This is a genomic window from Novosphingobium mississippiense (genome assembly GCF_044029535.1).
Taxonomy (GTDB): domain Bacteria; phylum Pseudomonadota; class Alphaproteobacteria; order Sphingomonadales; family Sphingomonadaceae; genus Novosphingobium.
Window position 1 is genome coordinate 2510909 of record NZ_CP147001.1, and the last position, 21089, is coordinate 2531997.

16 protein-coding genes are annotated in these 21089 nt (G+C 65.2%); 2 read left to right on the forward strand and 14 right to left on the reverse strand.

All coding sequences use genetic code 11. The features are described 5' to 3' along the window. Nucleotides 1–16: 16 nt before the first annotated feature. The 12 genes from WBP06_RS11850 to cyoA form a co-directional block, all read right to left on the reverse strand. On the reverse strand, nucleotides 17–901 hold the full coding sequence (locus WBP06_RS11850) for a VOC family protein (RefSeq protein WP_395327794.1): 885 nt from the start codon (nucleotides 899–901) through the stop codon (nucleotides 17–19). Further along, nucleotides 898–1329: a heme-binding protein gene (locus WBP06_RS11855; RefSeq protein WP_395327797.1), complete on the reverse strand. Its 432-nt coding sequence runs from the start codon at nucleotides 1327–1329 to the stop codon at nucleotides 898–900. Before WBP06_RS11855 ends, WBP06_RS11850 begins: the two co-directional genes overlap by 4 nt. After that, nucleotides 1326–2849: a bifunctional 3-(3-hydroxy-phenyl)propionate/3-hydroxycinnamic acid hydroxylase gene (locus tag WBP06_RS11860; RefSeq protein ID WP_395327800.1), complete on the reverse strand. Its 1524-nt coding sequence runs from the start codon at nucleotides 2847–2849 to the stop codon at nucleotides 1326–1328. The genes WBP06_RS11855 and WBP06_RS11860 overlap by 4 nt, the downstream gene beginning before the upstream one ends. A gap of 27 nt (nucleotides 2850–2876) precedes the next feature. Further along, the gene (locus WBP06_RS11865) at nucleotides 2877–4106 is read right to left on the reverse strand and encodes an amidohydrolase family protein (protein ID WP_395327803.1); all 1230 of its coding nucleotides are present in this window, start codon (nucleotides 4104–4106) and stop codon (nucleotides 2877–2879) included. A gap of 98 nt (nucleotides 4107–4204) precedes the next feature. Further along, complete coding sequence (locus WBP06_RS11870; RefSeq protein WP_395327806.1) at nucleotides 4205–5134, reverse strand: LysR family transcriptional regulator; 930 nt, start codon at nucleotides 5132–5134, stop codon at nucleotides 4205–4207. A 24-nt stretch (nucleotides 5135–5158) separates the two neighbouring features. Continuing rightward, nucleotides 5159–5710, reverse strand: a complete 552-nt coding sequence (locus WBP06_RS11875; protein WP_395327809.1) for a response regulator transcription factor — start codon at nucleotides 5708–5710, stop codon at nucleotides 5159–5161. A gap of 30 nt (nucleotides 5711–5740) precedes the next feature. Next, nucleotides 5741–7051, reverse strand: a complete 1311-nt coding sequence (locus WBP06_RS11880) for an ATP-binding protein (protein WP_395327812.1) — start codon at nucleotides 7049–7051, stop codon at nucleotides 5741–5743. Next, nucleotides 7039–7770, reverse strand: coding sequence for an SURF1 family protein (locus WBP06_RS11885; RefSeq protein ID WP_395327815.1), 732 nt, complete (start codon nucleotides 7768–7770; stop codon nucleotides 7039–7041). Before WBP06_RS11885 ends, WBP06_RS11880 begins: the two co-directional genes overlap by 13 nt. Nucleotides 7771–7801: 31 nt before the next feature. Then, nucleotides 7802–8182, reverse strand: a complete 381-nt coding sequence (cyoD, locus tag WBP06_RS11890; RefSeq protein WP_395327817.1) for a cytochrome o ubiquinol oxidase subunit IV — start codon at nucleotides 8180–8182, stop codon at nucleotides 7802–7804. After that, nucleotides 8182–8817, reverse strand: a complete 636-nt coding sequence (gene cyoC / locus WBP06_RS11895; protein WP_395327820.1) for a cytochrome o ubiquinol oxidase subunit III — start codon at nucleotides 8815–8817, stop codon at nucleotides 8182–8184. Before cyoC ends, cyoD begins: the two co-directional genes overlap by 1 nt. A gap of 3 nt (nucleotides 8818–8820) precedes the next feature. Next, nucleotides 8821–10827: a cytochrome o ubiquinol oxidase subunit I gene (gene cyoB, locus WBP06_RS11900; RefSeq protein ID WP_395327823.1), complete on the reverse strand. Its 2007-nt coding sequence runs from the start codon at nucleotides 10825–10827 to the stop codon at nucleotides 8821–8823. Between the two features lie 6 nt (nucleotides 10828–10833). After that, nucleotides 10834–12132 (reverse strand): ubiquinol oxidase subunit II, encoded by a 1299-nt coding sequence (cyoA, locus tag WBP06_RS11905; protein ID WP_395327826.1) that lies wholly within the window; start codon nucleotides 12130–12132, stop codon nucleotides 10834–10836. Between the two features lie 196 nt (nucleotides 12133–12328). On the opposite strand from cyoA, the gene WBP06_RS11910 reads away from it, so the two are divergent. Continuing rightward, nucleotides 12329–13642 carry an MFS transporter gene (locus WBP06_RS11910; protein ID WP_395327828.1) on the forward strand — a complete coding sequence of 438 codons (1314 nt, stop codon included), beginning with the start codon at nucleotides 12329–12331 and terminating at the stop codon, nucleotides 13640–13642. Nucleotides 13643–13896: 254 nt separating this feature from the next. Continuing rightward, nucleotides 13897–16332, forward strand: coding sequence for a TonB-dependent receptor (locus tag WBP06_RS11915; RefSeq protein ID WP_395327831.1), 2436 nt, complete (start codon nucleotides 13897–13899; stop codon nucleotides 16330–16332). Nucleotides 16333–16414: 82 nt separating this feature from the next. On the opposite strand, the gene WBP06_RS11920 is transcribed toward WBP06_RS11915, so the two are convergent. Both WBP06_RS11920 and WBP06_RS11925 read right to left on the reverse strand, forming a co-directional pair. Next, nucleotides 16415–17839, reverse strand: a complete 1425-nt coding sequence (locus WBP06_RS11920) for an efflux transporter outer membrane subunit (RefSeq protein ID WP_395327834.1) — start codon at nucleotides 17837–17839, stop codon at nucleotides 16415–16417. A 17-nt stretch (nucleotides 17840–17856) separates the two neighbouring features. Then, nucleotides 17857–21042: an efflux RND transporter permease subunit gene (locus WBP06_RS11925; protein ID WP_395327836.1), complete on the reverse strand. Its 3186-nt coding sequence runs from the start codon at nucleotides 21040–21042 to the stop codon at nucleotides 17857–17859. Between the last annotated feature and the right edge of the window lie 47 nt (nucleotides 21043–21089).

The following is a 21089-nucleotide window of genomic DNA, read 5'->3' on the forward strand; positions in this document are numbered from 1 at the left end:
GGCGGCGGTCAAATGGTCAGAGCGGTGCGGCATCCCAGTCGCGGCGGAAGCGGAAGCGCTCCTCGGCGCGGCGCAGGCCGTCGAAATCCTTGTCGGAGATGCCCCACTGATCGATGCGGTTCGGCGGCCAGGTCCAGTCTTCCGGGGCGCCGACCTGATAGTCCTCCGGCACCTTTTCGACGGCGGTCGAGAATTCGATCACCGGGCCGAACGGGGCGATGAAGTAGGCATAGACATTGGCGCCGGGGCCGTGGCGGCCGGGGCCCCAAGCGGGCACCATGGCATGGTCGCGCAGCCGGCCGATACCGCGCATCACCGCGTCCATGTCCTCCATCTCGAAGGCGACGTGGTTGAGCGAGGAAAAGCCGGCGCGTGCGAAGGCGGTGGAGTGGTGGCTGTCGTTGCAGCGTACGAAGACCATGCCCTTGGTGCGGTCCGACACGCGGAAGCCCAGCACGTCCTCCACTGCATCGCCGCAAGCTTCGGCATCGGCGGCGTTGAAGACGACGTGGGTGAGCTTCACCGGCAGATCGCGCCCGGCGATCGGGGCGACTTCGGCGGCATCGACGAGGAAGCGCAGGATCGTGCCTTCGGGCAGTTCCACCAAAAGGCCGTGTCCACCGCCAAGGTCGTCGCTCTCGGTCAGGCTCGCGGTCCATCCGGCAGCGGTGACGCGGGCCTTCAGCGCTTCCAGTTCCTCGGCCGTGCAGACGAAAGTAGTGGAGCGGACGAATTCCTCTTCCGACTTCTCGAACGCAACGAGATAGGGGAACGGCCCGGAGCCGCGCAGATACTGGGTGTCGCCTTCAGCCTCTGCGGCGGCCATGCCCCAGATTTCGGTCATGAACGCGGCAGCGGCGGCCGGATCGGGCAGCCCCAGTTCGATGCTGCGCAGTTTCATGCGTCTTGCTCCTGAAGAAGGCCCGCGGCGCGGATGCCGGCGCGGGCGCAGTCGGCGTCGCACTCGCCGGTGTCACCGCTGACGCCGACGGCGCCGATCAGCGTGCCGGCGGCATCGCGGATCACTACCCCCCCGGGAGAGAACGCGATGCGGCCGCCGACGGCAGCGGTGACACTTTGAAAGAAGACCGGATTGCCCTTGGCCCGCTCGGCCAGGACGGCGGTGTCCGCGTCCATGCCCACGGCGCCCTCGGCCTTGGCCTTGGCGATGTCGAAACGGTAGAGGCTGGCGCCGTCCTCGCGCGCGAAAGCGACCGGGTGCGCGCCTGCGTCGAGCACGATCACCGCAAGCTGCTTGGCATTGCGGGCGCGTGCTTCGGCCAGCGTTGCGGTGACGATGGTCTGTGCTGCGGCAAGCGTGAGAGTCATGCGGCAAGCTCCTGATGGCTGAAAAGCTGGGCCGCGCGGGCGGCAAGCAGGTCTTCGGCGCCATGGCTGGCACTGCCGAAGACGTAGTGGTCGGGGCGGATCAGCACGGCGTCGGCACCGTGATCGTCCAGCCATGCAGTCACCGCACCATTGTCCGGCAGAGTGCTGGCGGATACGCGGGTGACGCCCTCTGCGCTGCCTGGAACGGCATCGTCGCGGACGAAAAGGCGCCAATCGCCGCCGGTCAGGTCGTCGAGCTTGCGGCCATCGGTCAGCACCGGCTGCACGAAGCGAGCGCCCGCGCCTGACGTGCCGGGAAGGACCACGCCCTCCGCAATCGCGGGGATCAGGTCATGCGCAGTCTCGCCGGACTTCTGCCGCGCTTCCTCACGGATGCGAGCGTCACGGGCGGCGGCCTCGGCGGGATCGAGTTCGCAGATATAGCGACCGGCAGCCACAGCCGCGCCGATCACCGCGCGGACATGCGGGTCGCGCTCGGGCTGATAGCTATCGAGCACGGAAAGCTCGGCGCCGTGGTTGGCCACCGCGTCCATCTTCCACGCCAGATTGGCGACATCGCGCAACCCATGGCACATGCCCTGCCCGAAGAACGGCGGGGTCTGGTGCGCGGCATCGCCGGCCAGGAACACGTTGCCCACCTGCCACTGATGCGCGACGAGGCCGTGAAAGCGATAAGTCGCGGCGCGCACGATCCTGTGCGGCACATCGGCCATCCAAGCGCCGACCAATTCGGAGACCTTTTCCGGCGCCGACATCGCGACATCGTCCTCGCCGGGCAGCAGCATGAACTCCCACCGGCGATGGTCGCGGCGGCCGGGGACCACGGTGGCGGGGCGCGAGGGATCGCACATCATCACCGACAGGCGCTGGAGATCCGCCCCATCGGGCACGCCGGAGAGCGGTGGGAATGCAACCGGGCCTTCCACTTCGGCGTCGACGACCAGCCAGGGCTCCTCGAAGTCGAGATCGTCCAGCACGACGCCCAGCGCCTTGCGCACGGCACTGCGCGCGCCGTCACAGGCGATTACCCAGCGGGCCTGCGCGGTGCGGGGCAGGTTGCCGTCGAGATAGTCGACCGTCACGCCCCCATCGTCCTGCGTCACCCCGGTGAAGCTGGCACCCAGCTTCAACTCAACGTTTGGCATCCCGGCAAAGCCTTCACGCAAGTGCGCTTCCAGCTCGGGTTGGTAGAAGAAGTAATCGTTGGCCCATCCGAACGGACGCGGCTTGCCCACGGTGCCCATGTAGCGGATCACGCCATGGTCGGCGCCGACATGGAGGTGGCCGTCGGTGGCGATCATGTCGCCCGACACCCGATCGATCACCCCGGCCGACTGGAACAGACGCATCATCTCGTGATCGAGATGGACCGCGCGCGGCAGCGGGTAGTGTTCCAGTTCCCGTTCGAGAACCAGCACCTTGAGCCCTTTCAGGCCGAGAAGGTTCGCGGCCAGCGCGCCCACAGGGCCGCAGCCTACGACAACCACGTCGTACGACATCTTGTAAGTCCCTAATAAATCTTGGTTTTAGCTCGGTTCGATCTCGGCCGGCGTCTTGTAGAGCGCCCCGCCCTTCATGATCATCTTCAGCCGGTCCTTGTCCTGCAGCACCGCGACGTCCGCCGTGGGATCGCCGTCGACCAGCAGCAGGTCGGCCAGCCAGCCTTCCTTCACCAGTCCGACCTCAAGCCCCATCAGCTCACCGCCGTACTGAGTCGCGGAACGCAGGGCCTCGGCCGGGGTGAAGCCGAAGTACTGGACGAAATGCTCCAGATCGCGGGCATTGCGGCCGTGCGGGTTGAACGGGAAGCCATAGTCGCCGCCGGTCAGGATGCGCACGCCGCGCGCCTTCAATGCGGGCACCAGCTTGCCTTCAAGCCCCATGCGCTCTTTCGCGCTGGCCTTCATGTGCGTCATGTCGACATGCGGCGGGGGATTGGCCTCCAGCGCGGCGACCGAAACGCCCGGGCCGGGCGCGTAGAAGAACCTGTCCTTGTCCGCCGCCATGCGATCGACCGTGGCATCGTCGGCGAAGGAGCAGTGGTAGAGCACGCGCGCACCGGCATCGAGCGCAAGGCCGATGGCTTCCGGCGAGTAAGTATGCGCGGCGATCCACAGGCCGGCGTCGCGCGCGGCTTCCCCGGCGGCTTCCAGTTCCTCGCGGGTGTAGAGCACCTGCATGGCCGAGCCGGGCTTCAGCGCGTCCTCGCCGGAGACGACCAGCTTGATCGACTTGACGCCCTCATCCTTGCAGTAGGCCACGAAGTTGCGCATCGCATCGGGCCCGCGCCCGTTGAACACGTCGCCGGTATCGACGCCTTCGTCGCCTTCCGGGCTGCGCTCGAGGGTGGACGGCACCATGCGCGGCCCCGGCGTCTCGCCCGCCGCGATGGCAGCAGCGAGTTCCGGCTCGATCATGTCGCCCAGCGCGCCGGCCGAGTAGATCGAAGTAAAACCGTGGTCCAGCAGCACCCGCGCGTTGCGCCAGGCGGCGACCTTCAACTCATCCGGCGGCAGGATGAACTGATGGTAGATCTTCTCGACCGACGAACCCCAGGTCAGGTGCGTGTGGGAATCGACCAGGCCGGGCATCAGCGTCATGCCGTGGCCTTCGATGACCACATCCGCGCTTTCGCCGGCCAGTTCGTCGCCATGGGCGACACGGGCGATCCGGTCGCCGTCCACCAGCACCGAGCCGGTCTGGAGAGCGCTGCCGCTGCCGTCGAAGATGGATACATCGCGGATCAGGGTCCGCATCGCTCTCTCCCGTGTGTTCTCTGTCGAATTGAGAACGGTTTAACGGGTCAGCGCATGCAAAGTAAAATAATGATATTTCGATATGCCATAGTCAAAAACTATGGAACGGCGGGAAGCGTCCCCAGCATGGCCTCCGCCAGTGGGGAAAGCGTGCGGCCTTCCATGCGCAGCACGCCAACGCTGCGCTCGAACACGGCTTCGGCAATGGCGATGGCGCGGATCGAACCGTCGGAAGCGCCGTCCAGCGCGACGGTGCGCGGCAGCACGGTCACGCGATCGGTATCGCGCACGATGGCGCGCGTGGTCAGCAGCGAATCGCAGCGGATCGTGGTACGTGGCACCGAGACGCCCGCCGCGATGAACAGCGCATCGACCTGACGGCGGAACGCGCCGCGCGCCTCGGGCAGAACCCAGGGCAGCGCCTCCACCTCGCGCAGCGATACGCGGTCGCCCAATGCCGCATGATGCGGACCGACGATCAGCGCGAAGGGATCGCGCGCGGCAGTCACTTCCACCATGCCTTCCGGGATGGATTCGATCCGGGTAGTGGCCATGGCGAGTTCGATCTCGCCCTGCCGCAGCATCTCGTGCAGTTCCGCATCGGGCCGCTCGACCACGCTGAGCGCGAAATCGCCCATCGCCGCTTCCATGCGCATGATCGCGCCGGGCAGCAGCGTCAGCAGCGCGCCGGGGGTGCCGCCGATGCGCAGCGGGCCGGAGATGCGATGGCGGGCGTGCTCCACATCGCTCACCGCATCGGCCAGCAGCGTGGCCAGCGCTTCGGATCGGCGTTGCAGCACCAGTCCCTCGCGCGTCAGCACAATGCCGCCCCGCCCGCGCTCGAACAGCACGGTGCCAAGCCGACTTTCCAGCAGGGCAATGGTATTGGAGACCGAGGGCTGCGACAGGTTCAGCACCCGCGCCGCCGCGCTGATCGACCCGGTTTCGCAGACCGCGCGGAACGTCAGCAGCGCGCGCGGATCGACCGCCGGCAGGCGCGCCTTTCGCGGCGTGGAATGGTCGGCCATGACTGCCCCCTCCCCGCTTCCGGTCTAGACCTGCCGCTTTTCGAGCTTGCGCGCGAGGGTGCGGCGGTGAAGGCCGAGACGGCGCGCCGCTTCGGAAATGTTGAATTCGCATTCGACCAGGGTGCGGTGGATATATTCCCACTCCAGCGTCTTGATCGAACTCTTGCGGCCATCGACCGGCACGCTGGCATCGCCCTCCCCGCTGGTGAAAGCCGCCTCGATATCGTCGGTGTTGGACGGCTTGGCGAGGTAGTGCGAGGCGCCCAGCTTGATCGCCTCCACCGCCGTCGCGATCGAGGCGTAGCCGGTCAGCACCACGATCCGCGTCTCGGGCGAACGGGCGTGGAGTGCCTGCACCACCGACAGGCCGGAAGACGCGCCCAGCTTCAGGTCGACCACCGCGTAATCGAAATCCTCGGCCGAGCAGAGGCTCTCCGCCTCGTCCGGGCTGGCGGCGGAACTGACGCGATAACCGCGCCGCTCGAACGAACGGCGCAAGGTGCGCGCGAAAGTGGGATCATCCTCGACGATCAGCAGTGTGGCGCTTTCCGCGTCGGTCGCGGCACTTTCGGTCATGGCTGGCTCGGTCAAAAGGGGGCCCCGGCGTTAATCGTCGCCCTTTCTGGGCTCATAGGCCAGTGTAGCAAGGGGAATCGCAAGTTGCACCCTTGCGCCGCGATCGGGCAGATTGTCGACCGCGACTTTGCCACCCAGCTTGCGGATCACGTTGACGACGAGGAACAGCCCCAGCCCGCCGCCGTCGCGCCCCTTGGTAGAAGCGTAAGGCTGACCGACGCGCGGCAGGATCTCCGGATCGAAGCCCGGGCCACGGTCGCTGACGGTGAGGACGAGGCGTCCGGATTCGACCCAAGCCTCTATCACCACCAGGTCGGGCGAGACTTCCACGGCATTGTCGATGACGTTGCCGATCACCTGCCGCAGCCCCGGATCGGAGACGATCGAGCGGTCCTCATCGATGGAATCGAGGAAGCGCAGCTCCCCCGCCATGCGCGGGCGCCATTCCTGCAGGATCTCGCCGATGAAACCGCGCAATGTGGTGACGGACGGCGCCACGCCGCGCATCTCGCCCGCGGACATCAGGATGCCGCTGACGATCGTCTTGCAACGCTCCAACTCGCGCCGCACGTCGACGAGGTCGGCCGACAGGTCCGGGTCTTCGGCGATCGCGGGCTCGTGCGTCCAGTCGCCCAGGATCACCGAGATCGACGACAGCGGCGTGCCCAGCTCGTGCGCCGCGCCGGAGGCGAGCAGGCCCATTCGGATGATATGGTCTTCCTCCGCCGCTTGCTGCCGCAGCGCGGCCAGCTTGGCATCACTCTCGCGCCGGGTCAGGTCCAGGCGGGCGACGAAGACGATCAGCAGGACGGCGGCCAGCACGAAGCACAGGAGACTGCCGTAGATGTAAAGCTGGAACGGGTCGCGGGTCTGCACCGGCAGGCGCAGCGGCTCGTAATAGAACGTCAGCAGCAGGACGCAGAGGCAGGCGTTCACCGCCACCAGCGAACTCCACCTGAGGTCCAGGATGACGGCGGCGATAACGATCTGGAGAAGGAACAGGAAGGTGAACGGGTTGGTCGCCCCGCCCGAGTGGTAGAGCTGCCAGCACAGCGCGACGACATCGATCATCAACGCCGAAAACAGCTCTCCCTGCGTGAACGACTGCCTGCGCAGCACCACGCTGGCGGAGACGAGGTTGACCACGATCAGCAGCAGCGGCGCCAGCAGCAGCGGCGCCAACGAGAGCTTCACGCCCAGCACCTGCTGGACGGTGACGATGGTGACCAACTGGCCGATCACCGCCGTCCAGCGCAATTGGGTGAGCAGGACGATGTTCGCGCGGCTGGCGGAACTTCCCGGAAGCCCCCGCGGCGCGAAAAGGTCGATCAGCCGTTCCATCGGCGGCGGCGCCAGACGAAGACCAGCGCCATGGCCGACATCGCCGCCATCGCAAACCACGTCAGCGCGTAGCTGAGGTGGTTGTCGGGAAAGTGGATCTGCGTAAGGCCGGGTACGGGGGTCAGGCCCTTGGGGCGGTTGGCCTGTTCCACTTGCGCATCGACGAAGGCCGGCACGACGGCGCCGATGCCCCGCGCCTGCGCCATCGCGTTCACGTCGCGCGAATACCAGCGATCGACCTGCGGCTGGTTGGACTGAAGCAGACTGCCCTTCGGCTCGTCCGAACGCAGCAGGCCGGTGATGGAAACCGGGCCGGCAGGCGTCGTCGCGCCGGCGACTTTGGCCGTGGTACCCGCCGGCACGAAGCCGCGGTTCACCCAGATCTGCCGTCCATCCTCCAACCGCAAGGGCGTCATCGTCCAGTACCCGGTGCCGAGATCGGTGGCGGCCCGCACCAGCGCGGTCGCCTTCCCCTCGTACTGTCCTTGCAGCGAAACGCGCAGATAGTCGAGGTCGGAACCCTTCACCCGCGCCAGCCGGTCATCGGCGGGCAGCGGGATCGGCGCGGCATGGACGCGCGCGTCGACGCGAGCGATCAGCGCATGTTTCCATTGCAGGCGCTGCACCTGCCAGACGCCCAGCGCCAGGAACGCGGCGATAGCCAGCAAAAGAAACGCGGCGAGCCCCCAGGGCCGCCGCGCTTCATTGGTTTCGATCATCGTGTGCATGATACGCTTGGAACCGTGACGATCAGGGCAGCTGCCCCATGTCATGCGCGTTCATCGGCATCATGTTGTGGTTCAGGTGGTACATGACCCACAGCGAACCCGAGAGCGTGATGACCAGCAGCACGATCGTGAAGATCAACGCCATGACCGTCCAGCCGTTCTCGGCCTTCGTGTTCATGTGCAGGAAGTAGATCATGTGGACGACGATCTGCACCATCGCAAAGGCCATGATGACAAGGGCCGTGGTGGACTTGTCGGCGATGGCGCCGGTCATCACCAGCCAGAACGGAATGGCGGTGAGGACGACCGAGAGCAGGAAGCCGATCACATAATCGCGCATCGTGCCATGGCCGCTGGCGTGCACGTCGTCGACGTGCTCGTTGGGGTGGACGTGGTCGCTCATCACAGCATTCCCATGAGATAGACGAAGGTGAAGACGCCGATCCAGATGACGTCGAGGAAGTGCCAGAACAGCGAAAGGCACATGAGGCGGCGCTTGTTCGCCGGGATCAGGCCCTTGGTGCCGACCTGGACGACCAGCGTGAACAGCCAGATCAGGCCGAAGGTGACGTGAAGGCCGTGGGTACCCACCAGCGAGAAGAACGCGGTGAGGAAGCCCGAACGCATCGGCGTCGCGCCTTCGGCGATCATGTGATGGAACTCATAGAGTTCGATCGACAGGAACGCCGCGCCGAACACGGCGGTGACCAGCAGCCAGATCTGCGTCGCGCCCTTCAGGTTCTTTTCCATGGCAAGCATGGCGAAGCCGTAGGTGATCGACGAGAACAGCAGCATCGCGGTGTTCACGGCGACGAGCTTGAGGTCGAAGAGATCCTTCGGCCCCGGGCCCGCCGCGAAGTTGCCGCCCAGCACGCCGAAGGCGGCGAACAGCATGGCGAAGATGAGGCAGTCGCTCATCAGGTACATCCAGAAGCCCAGCATGGTGCTGCCGCCTTCGGGATGGTCATGCTCGTTCAGGTCGTAGAACGCGGCCTGAAGTTGCGGTTGAGTCAGGTTGACTTCAGCAGTGGCAGTCATCGATCAGGCTCCTGCCGCTGCAAGCTGGCGCGTCCGCTCGGCCTCGGTCGCTTCGACCGTTTCGACCGGGATGTGGAAATCGCGCTTGTAGTTGAAGGTGTGGAAGATGGCGTAGCCGATGATCCCGACGAACGAGACCGCCGCAAGCCACCAGATGTACCAGATCATCGCGAAGCCCAGCGCCGTGGACAGGCCGGCCAGGATGATCCCGGTGCCGGTGCCCATGGGCATGTGGATCGGACGGAAGCCGGCGGTCGGACGTTCCACGCCGCAGCGCTTCATGTCGTCCCAGGCGTCGATGTCGTGCACGATCGGCGTGAAGGCGAAGTTGTATTCCGGCGGCGGCGAGCTGGTCGACCACTCAAGGGTGCGGCCGCCCCACGGATCGCCCGTTTCGTCCTTCAGTTCCTCGCGCTTCCAGATCGACACGGCGAACTGGAGCAGCATGGCGCCGATGCCACCCGCGATCATCAGCGCACCGAAGGCGGCAACGATGAAGAACGGCTGGAGCGACGGATCGTCGAACACGCGCATACGGCGGGTAACGCCCATCAGGCCCAGGATATAGAGCGGCATGAAGGCGAACCAGAAGCCCGGAACCCACAGCCAGAAGCTGACCTTGCCCCAGAACTGGTTGAGCTTGAAGCCGAAGGCCTTGGGCCACCAGAAGTTGATCGCCGCGAAGATGCCGAACAGCACGCCGCCGATGATGACGTTGTGGAAGTGGGCGATCAGGAACAGCGAGTTGTGCAGGACGAAGTCGGCCGGCGGCACCGCGAGCAGAACGCCGGTCATGCCGCCGATGGTGAAGGTCATCATGAAGGCGACCGTCCACATCATCGGCAGTTCGAACCGGATGCGGCCACGGTACATCGTGAACAGCCAGTTGAACAGCTTCGCGCCGGTCGGGATCGAGATCACCATCGTGGTGATGCCGAAGAACGAGTTGACGCTCGCGCCCGAACCCATCGTGAAGAAGTGGTGCAGCCAGACGAGGTACGAGAGGATGGTGATGACCAGCGTCGCGTAGACCATCGACGAATAGCCGAACAGGCGCTTGCCGCAGAACGTGGCGGTGACTTCGGAGAAGACGCCGAACAGCGGCAGGATGAGGATGTAGACCTCTGGGTGGCCCCAGATCCAGATCAGGTTGACGTACATCATCGGCGAACCGCCGAAGTCGTTCGAGAAGAAGTTGAAGCCCAGGTAACGGTCGACCGAGAGCATCGCCATCACTGCCGTCAGCACCGGGAAGGCGGCAACGATCAGGATGTTGGTGCAGAGCGCGGTCCAGGTGAAGATCGGCATGCGCATCATGGTCATGCCCGGCGCACGCATCTTGACGATGGTGGCGATCAGGTTGACGCCCGAAAGCAGCGTGCCGACACCGGCGATCTGCAGTGCCCAGATATAGTAGTCGACGCCGACCCACGGGCTGTACGCCAGGTTGGACAGCGGCGGATAGGCCAGCCAGCCGGTCTGCGCGAACTCACCGATGAACAGCGAGGCCATGACCAGCACCGCGCCCGCCGTCGTCATCCAGAAGCTGAAGTTGTTCAGGAACGGGAAGCTGACGTCGCGCGCGCCGATCTGCAGCGGCACGATGTAGTTCATGAGGCCCGTGACGAAAGGCATCGCCACGAAGAAGATCATGATCACGCCGTGGGCGGTGAAGACCTGGTCGTAGTGGTGGGCGGTAAGGTAACCCTCACTGCCGTTGAAGGCGATCGACTGCTGGATGCGCATCATGACCGCGTCGGCAAAGCCGCGCAGGAACATGATGAGACCCAGGATCATGTACATGATGCCGATCTTCTTGTGGTCCACGCTGGTGAACCATTCCTTCCAGAGATAACCCCAGAGCTTGAAGTAGGTGAGGCCGGCCACCAGCGCCGCGCCGCCAAGGGCGACGACGACGAAAGTGGCGAGCACGATCGGTTCCTGTGGCAGGGCGTCCCACCACAGGCGGCCCAATAATGGGCTCCAGTGCGAATGGTCTACGGCTTCCATGTTCTGTCAGTTCCGGGAAATCTGGGTGGAATGCGCGGGCGTGGAGATGGGAGCGGCAAGCGCTTCCCCATCATGTGAAGCGTCCCGCGAAAGGAAAGGCACGGCTTCCTGCGGCTCCGAGATGCCGGCGCCCGAAAGCGTCTGCATCGAAGCCGGTGCCTTCACCGAGTGATCGGGCGCGGAACCGGGGTTCTGGCGGCACAGCGCACGGACCCAGGCGAGTTCGCGCTGGACGGCGGCCGAGGGGTTGACGGCGGCAACGGCTTCGCGGCCGCCACGATCGTACGACAGCATCTCGACATTGCGGATGCCCGCCTTGCCCAGGCCGCCGCGCGCGTCGATGGCCATCATTTCGCTGGCGCACATCTTGCCGGGCTGAACGCACATGTTGAGGATGGCGTTATAAAGGTCGGGCGAGACGGCGGCGTAACGGGTTACCGGCACCTTCTCGCTCGGCTTTTCGAGCTGGAGGTAGGCGGTGCGGTCCAGCGTGCCTGCATTGGCATCGTCCGAACCCGCGGCGCCGGCCTGCGGCGTGGCGGTCTGCACGTTCTTCACCCAGTTTGTGAAGTCCGCATCCGAAACCGCATGAGTGGCGAAGCGCATGTGCGAGAAGCCGGCGCCCGAATAGTTGGCCGAGAAGCCGACCGAATCGCCGGCCTTGTTCATCACCGCGTGCAGGCGCGTTTCCATGCCGGGCATCGCGTAGATCTGGCCGGCCATCTCCGGCACGTAGAACGAGTTCATCACGTTCGCGGAGGTGATCTTGAACTGCAGCGGGCGGCCGGTGGGCACGACCAGTTCGTTCACCGTGGCGATACCCTGTTCGGGGTAGATGAACAGCCACTTCCAGTCGAGCGCGACGACTTCGACTTCCAGCGGCTTCACGTCGGTTGCGACCGGGGTCTTGGCGTCGATGCGGCCGATGGTGCGGTAGGGATCGAGAAGGTGGGTGCTGACCCAGGTAAGTGCACCGAGGCAGATGATGATGAGCAGCGGCGCCGCCCAGATCAGCAGTTCGAGCTGGGTCGAGTGATCCCAGTGCGGGTCGTACTTCGCGGTCTTGTTAGCGGCACGGTAGTGCCAGGCGAACCAGCCGGTGAGCGCCAGCACGGGAACGATGATCAGCAGCATCAGCAGGGTAGAGGCGACGACGAGGTCACCCTGCTGCTGCGCGACATCCCCGGACGGGTGCAGCACGACGGCATTGCAGGCGGACAGCGCACCCGTCAGGGACAGGGCGGCAGCGATCTTGGCGAGCGCGGGCATGTGCCGCGGCTTCGGTCTGGACTCGGGTGGGCGCATGGCTGGTGCGCCTAAGCCGATGCCGCGAGTGCGAACATAGGACATTTTGTCCAATCCCCTTGACGCCAATCAATGACGATAGGGCCCCACCATGTACACGGGCGTTTTCGCGCGTCCGCTTTGATTCGTCCGCGACCGGCCTTGCGCGTTCCGCGTGGGTCGCGACCGGACCCGAGACGAAGGCCGCAGAATCGAAATGACCAGCACACCCCAGTCCAGAGACGCCCTGGGCCTGCCGACGTTCAAGGAGCATCACCAGCCCTCCCCCGGTGAGATCGCCATCGGCGTCATCATCGGCCGAACCTCGGAATTCTTCGACTTCTTCGTCTACGCCATCGCCTCGGTGCTGGTCTTCCCGAAGCTGTTCTTCCCCTTCGTCGACGCACTGACCGGCACGATCTACTCGTTCGCGGTCTTCGCGCTGGCTTTCGTGGCGCGTCCGTTCGGTTCGCTGATCTTCATGGTGATCGACCGGGCTTATGGCCGCGGCACCAAGCTGACCATCGCGTTGTTCATGCTGGGTGGCTCCACCGCGGCGATCGCATTCCTGCCTTCGTACGCATCGGCCGGCGCCACCTCGATCTGGCTGCTGATGCTGTTCCGCCTGGGCCAGGGCTTCGCGCTCGGCGGCACCTGGGACGGCCTGGCCTCGCTGCTCGCGCTCAACGCGCCCGAGAACAAGCGCGGCTGGTACGCCATGATCCCACAGCTCGGCGCGCCGTTCGGCCTGATCGTCGCCAGCCTGCTGTTCGCCTACATGATCCGCGAACTGCCGGCGGCCGACTTCCTTGACTGGGGCTGGCGCTATCCGTTCTTCGTGGCTTTCGCGATCAACGTCGTGGCGCTCTTCGCCCGTCTGCGCATCGTCGTCACCGATGAGTTCGAGACGCTGTTCTCCACCCGCGACCTTCAGGCAGTCAGCGTTTCGGCCACGATCCGCAGCGAATGGCGCACGATCCTGATCGGCGCCCTCGCCCCGCTGGCCAGCTTCGCGCTGTTCCACATGGACACCGTGTTCCCGCTTTCGTGGGTGTTCCTGTTCACCAACGATTCCCCCACCGGCTTCCTGCTGATCGAAGCCATGGCCGCCGCGTTCGGCGTTGCCGCGATCGTCGCTTCGGGCGTGATCGCGGACCGTTACGGCCGCCGCAACCTGCTGGGCACCTGCGCCGTCGGCATTGCCGTGTTCTCGGGCTTTGCGCCGCAGCTGCTGGATGCCGGCCCAGTCGGTGAGATCACCTTCATGGTCCTGGGCTTCATCCTGCTCGGCCTCTCGTTCGGCCAGTCGTCGGGCGTGGTCGCCTCCGGCTTCGCGACCGAGCACCGCTATGTCGGCTCGGCCCTCACCAGCGACCTTGCCTGGCTGTTCGGCGCGGGCTTCGCGCCGCTGGCCGCGCTGCTGCTCTCGGCCAACTTCGGCCTGATCGCCTCGGGCGGCTACCTGCTCTCGGGCGCGCTCGCCACGCTGGCAGCGCTCTGGCTCAACAAGGGTCTGGCCAGCCGCAACTGACGGCAAGACCTTCCCTGCAGATTCGGAAAAAGGGGCGCTCCGGCGCCCCTTTTTTTGCCCCCGATCCGTTTGATCCACGCTATTTCATAAACCGGAAAAGGCCGGATTTCCGACGCTTGGCGCAGTTTGACCACCTGTTCAAATAACGCCCTCCCGTAGTTTGGGAAAAATGAAGGCATTTCATTTGACAATGCAAGGCCCCGCCTAGCACCCATACGCGCAAGAAAAATTTATATAAAATGGAGGGAGAGTTCATGCGCGCTTACAAGCAGCTTCTGCTGGCTTCGGTGGGGCTACTGGGAATCAGTTCCCCGGCCCTGGCCCAGGAACAGCAGCAGCCGGAGGCCACTACCGCGAACGAAGCGGCCAATGTCATCATCGTCACCGCGCGTCGCCGCGACGAAGACGTGCAGGACGTGCCGGCGGTGATCGATACCGTGACGTCGGAAGACCTTGCCAAGCTCAACATGCGCGACTTCAAGGAAGTGCAGACGCTGGCTCCGGGTCTTTCGCTCACCACCAATGCCAACGGCATCGGCGGCAACGCCACGATGCGCGGCATCAACTTCGATGTGAACGCCAGCGGCAACAACCCGACCGTCGAATTCTACATGAACGACGCGCCGACCACGGCCGGCGTCGTGCTGCAGCAGATGTACGACATCGGCCAGGTCGAAGTGCTGCGTGGTCCGCAGGGAACCCTGCGCGGCCGTGCATCGCCCTCTGGCTCGATCACCGTCACCACCAAGAAGCCCGATCTCTATTCGTTGGGCGGGGTCATGGACATGACCGCCAACAACATCGGCACGCTGAACTTCAAGGGCGCGCTGAACATCCCCGTGATCGAAGGCATTGCCGCGATCCGCGCCGCCGGCGTGTGGGATGAGAACGAAGGCGACCGCGTCCGTTCGATCTACAACAACCCCGATCCGTTCTGGCGCACCAAGAGCGGCCGCATCTCGGCCCTCGTCACGCCGACCGACTGGCTGCGCTTCGAAGGCATGTACCAGCGGATCGACGTTCAGGGCCGCACTTACGACCAGGTCGCCTCGTTCAGCGAAGCCAATCCCGACGCTGCCGCAAGCCCGGTCTACATCTCGACCAAGGATCGCCGGTCGATCCAGGAAGACCCGCGCATCATCCGCCAGGGCTTCGACATCTACAACTGGCGCGCCGAAGCCACGCAGTGGGGCCAGCGCCTGATCTACCAGGGCCAGCACTATACCCAGAAGATCCATTCGACCGACAACGTCGACGACGGCAACTTCTTCGCGGGCGACGTCAACCAGGTTACCGACACCTATTCGACCTCGACCTCGCATGAAGTCCGGTTGCAGAACGACGAGCGACTGTTCGGGATGCTCGACTACGTCGTCGGCTTCTTCGACAACCGCAACCATCCGGATACGTCGCTCAACAACCCGACGATCATTCGTCTGCCCTACGTTCCGGGCGTGCCGCAGCTCAACGGCGGCATCGCCAGCATCGTTCAGACCCCGGTCCGCAGCGAAGGCAAGTCGCACGAGCAGTCGTTCTTCGGCAACCTGACCGCGCACTTCGGCGGCTTCGAACTGGCCGGTGGCGTCCGCCACATCGACTACAAGAACAACAACGTCCTGACGGTGGGCGGCAACGTCATCTCCGATCGCCCGCAGGAAGAGAAGAAGTGGATCTACAGCGGATCGCTGAAGTACAACTTCTCGCACGACTTCATGGTCTATGCCTCGACCGGCAGTTCGTGGCGCCCGGGCATCGACGTGGTGGGCGATTTCAACATCCGGCCTTCGGCTCTCGAAAATTCGTTCCTGCACCTGCCGGCCGAAACCTCGAAGTCGTATGAAATCGGCATGAAGTCCACGCTGCTCGACGGGCAGCTGCGCTTCAACCTCACCGGCTACCACCAGAAGTTCAAGAACTACCCGTATCGTGCACCGGGCAACGGCGTGTTCTACATCAACACCGTGGCCGTTCGCGATGCTGCCGGCAATGTTACCAGCCTTGCCCAGCAGGTGAACAACTTCAACTTCGTGGGCGCTGTCCCGGTCGAAGTGAACGGTATCGAGGGCGATGTGTCCTACACCGTTCTGAAGGGTTGGGATCTCAGCGCCCAGGCCAGCTATTCGATGGGCAAGATCAAGGGCGGGACCATCCCGTGCAACGATCTCAACGGCGACGGCGTTCCCGATGCCGTCACCAGCGCGCCCACGCTGCAGCAGTTGCAGCAGGCCGTCGGCGCGAACAACATCGCATCGTGCCAGGTCAACCAGCGTTCCGGCTTCCAGCCGCCGTTCAGCGCCACGGTGCAGAGCGAATACAGCTTCCCGGTCATCAAGGGCGGCAACGCCTATGTCCGCGGCCTGCTGACCTACTACGGCAAGTCGAAGGTCGATCCGACCAACATCTATGACGATGTTCCGGATTACGCCCTGGTGAACCTGTTCGCCGGCCTGCGTGCCGACGATGGTGCGTGGGAAATCGGCTTCTATGCGAAGAACCTCTTCAACACGACCGAAACGCTGACCCGTACCACGCCGCTCTACACGGCTTACCAGCAGCTCAACCTCACCCCGACGGGCGGCATCAGCCCGACCCCGACGGCGTCGAGCCAGACCAGCACCTACACGGGCGTGACCACCACGATCCCGCGCGAATTCGGCATCAACGTGCGCTACGCTTTCGGCTCGCGCTGATCGCGGCAAACGCACACGAAAAGGGGCGGCAAGGCACAAGCCTTGCCGCCCCTTTCTCTTTTGGGTCGACGATGGGAGAGTATCAGGTTTCCTGCCAGTTCCCGCCCAGCGCGCGGAACAGGTCCACTTGCGCGAAGGCCACCGCCCGCGTGGCCGAGGCATAGTCCGCCTCCGCCCCTGCCAGCGTGCGCTGCGCGTCCAGCACGTCCAGCGAATCGATCTGCCCCCTGCTCTGCCGCGCCATGCTGACATCCGCCGCACGCTTGGCCGCATCGCGGGCCGAAGCGAGCCGGTCCTTGCGCAGCAGCGCGTTGCGATAGGCGGACAGCGCCGTCTCGGTCTCTTCCAGCGCCGTCAGAACGGTGCCGTCGAAAGTCGCGAGATCGGCCTTGGCATCGGCCCGCGCCCCGCCGATCCGCGAACGGATCGCCTCCTGATTGGGGAACGCCCAGGAGATCATCGGCCCGATCAGCCAGCGCAGCGGGCCGCCGCCCAGGATGTCGGTCGCGCCAACGGCCGTGGTGCCGACCGACCCGCCCAGCGTGATCCGGGGATAGAGATCCGCCGTCGCCACGCCGATCCGCGCGGTATCGCCCGCCAGACGCCGCTCGGCCGCCTTCACGTCCGGGCGGCGCGCCAGCAAGGTGGCGCCGTCACCCACCGGGATCGGCTGACCGACATCCGGCGTGGTCGTGCGATCGCGCACCGTTGCCGGAAGGTCTTGTGGCGTCCGCCCGGTCAGCGTCGCCAGCCGGAACAGCGCCGCATCGCGCGTGGCCTGAAGGCTGGGGATCGCCGCCGCCTGCTGCTCGCGCAGCTGGGTCACGCGGATCACGTCCAGCTTCTGGTTCAGGCCGCGTTCGAAGCGGGCATTGGTGATCCGCTCCGACTTGTCGAGCAGCGCCACGGTATCCTGCGCCACCGCGATCTGTTCGGCCGCGCTGGTGGCATCGACATAGGCGCGCACGGTATCGGCGACGACGGTCACCCGCACCGCATCCGCATCCTCCTGCGCGGCGGCGAGATCGGCGCGCGAAGCCTCGATCCCGCGCTTCACCCGGCCGAACAGGTCCAGCTCGTAATTGACCGAAAGCTCGCCGTCGACGCGGCGCCCTTCCCGGTCGTAGCCCGGCAGCACCTGGCTTTCCGAAACGCGCCCATATGTCGCGCTGGCATCCACGCCGGTCTGCGGCAGCGCGTCGGACTTCGAACCGCGCAAGTTCGCCCGCGCCTTCTCGATCCGCGCCACTGCCACGCGCACGTCGGTATTGGCCGCCAACGCATCGGCGACCAGACCGTCCAGCACCGGATCCTTGTAGAGCCGCCACCAGTTGTCGTCCGGCCAGCCGTTAGTCACTTCGGCGGACTGGACACCCGCGAAGGGCGCGTTCGCCCCCGCCTCCCCTACCGACCCCGGCGGCGTCGGCGCGACATAGTCGGGTCCGACGGCGCAGGCCGTGAGGCTGGATGCGGCCAGAAGAACCGCAACCATCTTACTGATATTCATGGACATCATCCGTCCTTTCATTCCGCCGGAACCACCGCGTGGCTCTCGTGATGCGGTGCTGCGGGTTTCCGGCGCAGCGCCGCCGCGAGCTTGCGGCAGACGACGTAGAAGGTGGGCGTGAACAGCAGACCAAAGGCGGTCACGCCGGCCATACCGAAGAACACCGCCGTGCCCAGCGCCTGCCGAAGCTCGGCACCCGCGCCGCTCGCGATCACCAGCGGCACCGCGCCGAGGATGAAGGCGAAAGAGGTCATCAGGATCGGACGCAGGCGGGTGCGGGCCGCATAGACGGCAGCCTCCGCCGGCGAGTAACCCCGCTCCTCTTCGGCCTGCTTGGCGAACTCGACCACGAGGATCGCGTTCTTGGCGGCAAGCGCAATCAGCACGACCAGGCCGATCTGCGTGAGGATGTTGTTGTCCATCCCGCGCAAGTTCACGCCCAGCATGGCCGCGAACAGGCACATCGGCACGATCAGGATGATCGCCAGCGGCAGGGTCAGGCTTTCATACTGGGCGGCCAGCACCAGGAAGACAAACAGCACCGCCATGCCGAAGACGATTCCGGCCGTGTTGCCCGCAGTCGCCTGCTGGTAGGCGATGCCCGTCCACTCATGGCCGTAGCCCGAGGGGAGCGTTTCGTTCGCCACCTTCTCCATCGTCGCCAGCGACTGGCCCGAGGAGTAGCCCTTGCCATAGCTGCCGTCGATTTCCACCGCCGGGTGCAGGTTGTAGCGCACCACGCGGTAGGGTCCGGTCTCATCCTTGAAGGTCGCGACCGAACCGACCGGCACCATCGCACCCGAGTCCGAACGGGCCTTGAGGTTGGCGATATCCGCCGTCGATCCGCGATAGGGCGCATCGGCCTGCGCGGTCACGCGATAGGTGCGGCCCAAGAGGTTGAAGTCGTTGATGTAGGACGAACCGAGGTAGACCTGCATCGCTTCGAAGATCTTGGACGGAGAGACGCCCAGCATGTCTGCCTTGCGGCGGTCCACGTCGGCATAGACACGCGGGGTATTCATGCTGAACAGGGTGTAGACCTGCTGGAGTTCGGGCTGCTGGTTGGCCTGCGCGATCAATGCGCCGGCAGCCTTCTGGAGTTCACCCAGACCACGGCCTTCCTTGTCCTCCACGATCATGCGGTAACCGCCCGGGGGGACGATGCCGTTGATGGTCGGCGGCGGGATCAGCAGCACTTGCGCCTTGTCGTAGCCCTTCATGGCCGCCTGCGCCTGCGCCATGATGCCTTCGTAGCTGACGCCGAGTTGCTTGCGCTCCTCGAAGCTCTTGAAGGGGAAGTAGACGGCGGCGGCATCGGGCGCCGCAGTCTGCGACGGACCGTGGAAGCCGGCGAACATCACCGCACCGCGCAGACCCTTGATCGGCAGGATGCGCTTGGCGACTTCCTGCGTCACTTCGTCCGTGCGGCTGAGCGAGGAGCCCGGCGGCAGGAAGATCGCGGCCAGGAAGTAGCCCTGGTCCTGCTGCGGGATGAAGCCGGTCGGCGTTGCCCAGAACATGCCCACGGTGGCGGCGATCAGGGCGGCATAAGTCGCCATCATCTTGACCGGAGCCTTCACCAGCTTGAGCGTCAATTGCGCATAGCGGTCGCTCATCCGGTCGAAGCCGTGGTTGAACTTGTCCGCCGCGCCTTGCAGCACCTGCTTCCAGCGCGGGGCATTGGCGGGAAGGCCATGCTTGTCCTTCAGCAGCAGCGCGGCAAGCGCGGGCGAGAGCGTGAGCGAGAGCAGCAGCGAGATCGCGGTCGCCGTAGTGATGGTGACGGCGAACTGCTTGTAGAACTGCCCCGACATGCCGTTGATGAACAGCGTCGGCACGAAGACCGCGCAGAGCACCAGGACGATGGCGATCAGCGCGCCGGTCACTTCGTCCATCGAACGCCGGGCGGCCTCGATCGGTTTCATGCCTTCTTCGATATAGCGTTCGACGTTCTCGACCACGACGATCGCGTCGTCGACGACGATGCCGATAGCGAGGACAAGGCCGAACAGCGAAAGGTTGTTCAGCGAATAGCCGACCGCCGCCAGCATGATCGCGGTGCCGACGAGCGACACGGGGATCGCGATGATCGGGATCACCGCCGCGCGCCAGTTCTGGAGGAAGACGAGGATCACGAGGACGACGAGCACCACCGCCTCGAACAGCGTGTGATAGACCGCGTCGATCGACTGGCCGATGAATTCGGTGGGGTTGTAGATCACCGAATATTCCAGGCCCTTGGGGAAGGACTTGGCGACATCGTCCATCTCGGCACGCACCGCCTTGGCGGCATCCAGCGCATTCGAGCCCGGGCGCTGCAGCACCGCGATCACGACGGTGGGCTTGCCCGAAAGGTAGGTGTTGGTGGTGTAGTCCTGCGCACCCAGCTCGACACGCGCAACGTCACGCACGCGGACCTGACGGCCATCGGCATCGGTACGCACGACGATATCGCCGAACTGTTCGGGCGTGTTCAGGCGGCCCTGCATCTCGACGCCGACCTGATAGGCATTGCCCTTGTCGAACGGCGGCGCGCCGATCGAGCCGGACGAAACCTGCACGTTCTGCGCCTTCAGCGCGTCCACGATCTCACCCGCCGTCAGGTTCATGGCGGCGGCCTTGTTGGGATCGATCCAGATGCGCATGCCATAGTCGCGCGAGCCGAACAGCTGCACGTCACCCACGCCGTCCAGACGCGCAAGGCGGTCCTTCACCTGCGTAAGGGCATAGTTCGACAGGTAATCGCGGTTGAACGTGCCATCCGGGGATTGCAGGTTCACCACCATCAGGAAGTCGGGCGAAGTCTTGCGGGTAACGACGCCCATGGCGCGCACCGCTTCGGGAAGGCGCGGTTCGGCCACGGCAACGCGGTTCTGCACCAGAACCTGCGCGGCATCGAGGTCGGTACCGATCTTGAAAGTGACGGTGATCGTCACCTTGCCGTCGCCGGTCGACTGCGAGGACATGTAGAGCATGTTGTCGACACCGTTGATCTCCTGCTCGATGGGAGCAGCCACGGTATCGGCAACGGTTTCGGCAGATGCGCCAGGATATTGGGCGGTCACCGTCACCGTCGGGGGGACGATGTCGGGATACTGGCTGACCGGCAGGCCAAAGAACGCAAGCGCACCCACCACGGTGATAAGCACCGCGATGACGCCTGCGAAGATCGGCCGGTCGATGAAGAACCGGGAAAATCGCATGGGAATGTGCCCCTCTCACGGGGAGCGGTCACGCAATGGACCGCCCC

Bases quoted from the DNA above. Each gene is read 5' to 3' on its own strand.
- WBP06_RS11850 (WP_395327794.1), bottom strand. From the start codon at position 901: ATGAAACTGCGCAGCATCGAACTGGGGCTGCCCGATCCGGCCGCCGCT.
- WBP06_RS11855 (WP_395327797.1), bottom strand. From the start codon at position 1,329: ATGACTCTCACGCTTGCCGCAGCACAGACCATCGTCACCGCAACGCTG.
- WBP06_RS11860 (WP_395327800.1), bottom strand. From the start codon at position 2,849: ATGTCGTACGACGTGGTTGTCGTAGGCTGCGGCCCTGTGGGCGCGCTG.
- WBP06_RS11865 (WP_395327803.1), bottom strand. From the start codon at position 4,106: ATGCGGACCCTGATCCGCGATGTATCCATCTTCGACGGCAGCGGCAGC.
- WBP06_RS11870 (WP_395327806.1), bottom strand. From the start codon at position 5,134: ATGGCCGACCATTCCACGCCGCGAAAGGCGCGCCTGCCGGCGGTCGAT.
- WBP06_RS11875 (WP_395327809.1), bottom strand. From the start codon at position 5,710: ATGACCGAAAGTGCCGCGACCGACGCGGAAAGCGCCACACTGCTGATC.
- WBP06_RS11880 (WP_395327812.1), bottom strand. From the start codon at position 7,051: ATGGAACGGCTGATCGACCTTTTCGCGCCGCGGGGGCTTCCGGGAAGT.
- WBP06_RS11885 (WP_395327815.1), bottom strand. From the start codon at position 7,770: ATGATCGAAACCAATGAAGCGCGGCGGCCCTGGGGGCTCGCCGCGTTT.
- cyoD (WP_395327817.1), bottom strand. From the start codon at position 8,182: ATGAGCGACCACGTCCACCCCAACGAGCACGTCGACGACGTGCACGCC.
- cyoC (WP_395327820.1), bottom strand. From the start codon at position 8,817: ATGACTGCCACTGCTGAAGTCAACCTGACTCAACCGCAACTTCAGGCC.
- cyoB (WP_395327823.1), bottom strand. From the start codon at position 10,827: ATGGAAGCCGTAGACCATTCGCACTGGAGCCCATTATTGGGCCGCCTG.
- cyoA (WP_395327826.1), bottom strand. From the start codon at position 12,132: ATGCGCCCACCCGAGTCCAGACCGAAGCCGCGGCACATGCCCGCGCTC.
- WBP06_RS11910 (WP_395327828.1), top strand. From the start codon at position 12,329: ATGACCAGCACACCCCAGTCCAGAGACGCCCTGGGCCTGCCGACGTTC.
- WBP06_RS11915 (WP_395327831.1), top strand. From the start codon at position 13,897: ATGCGCGCTTACAAGCAGCTTCTGCTGGCTTCGGTGGGGCTACTGGGA.
- WBP06_RS11920 (WP_395327834.1), bottom strand. From the start codon at position 17,839: ATGAATATCAGTAAGATGGTTGCGGTTCTTCTGGCCGCATCCAGCCTC.
- WBP06_RS11925 (WP_395327836.1), bottom strand. From the start codon at position 21,042: ATGCGATTTTCCCGGTTCTTCATCGACCGGCCGATCTTCGCAGGCGTC.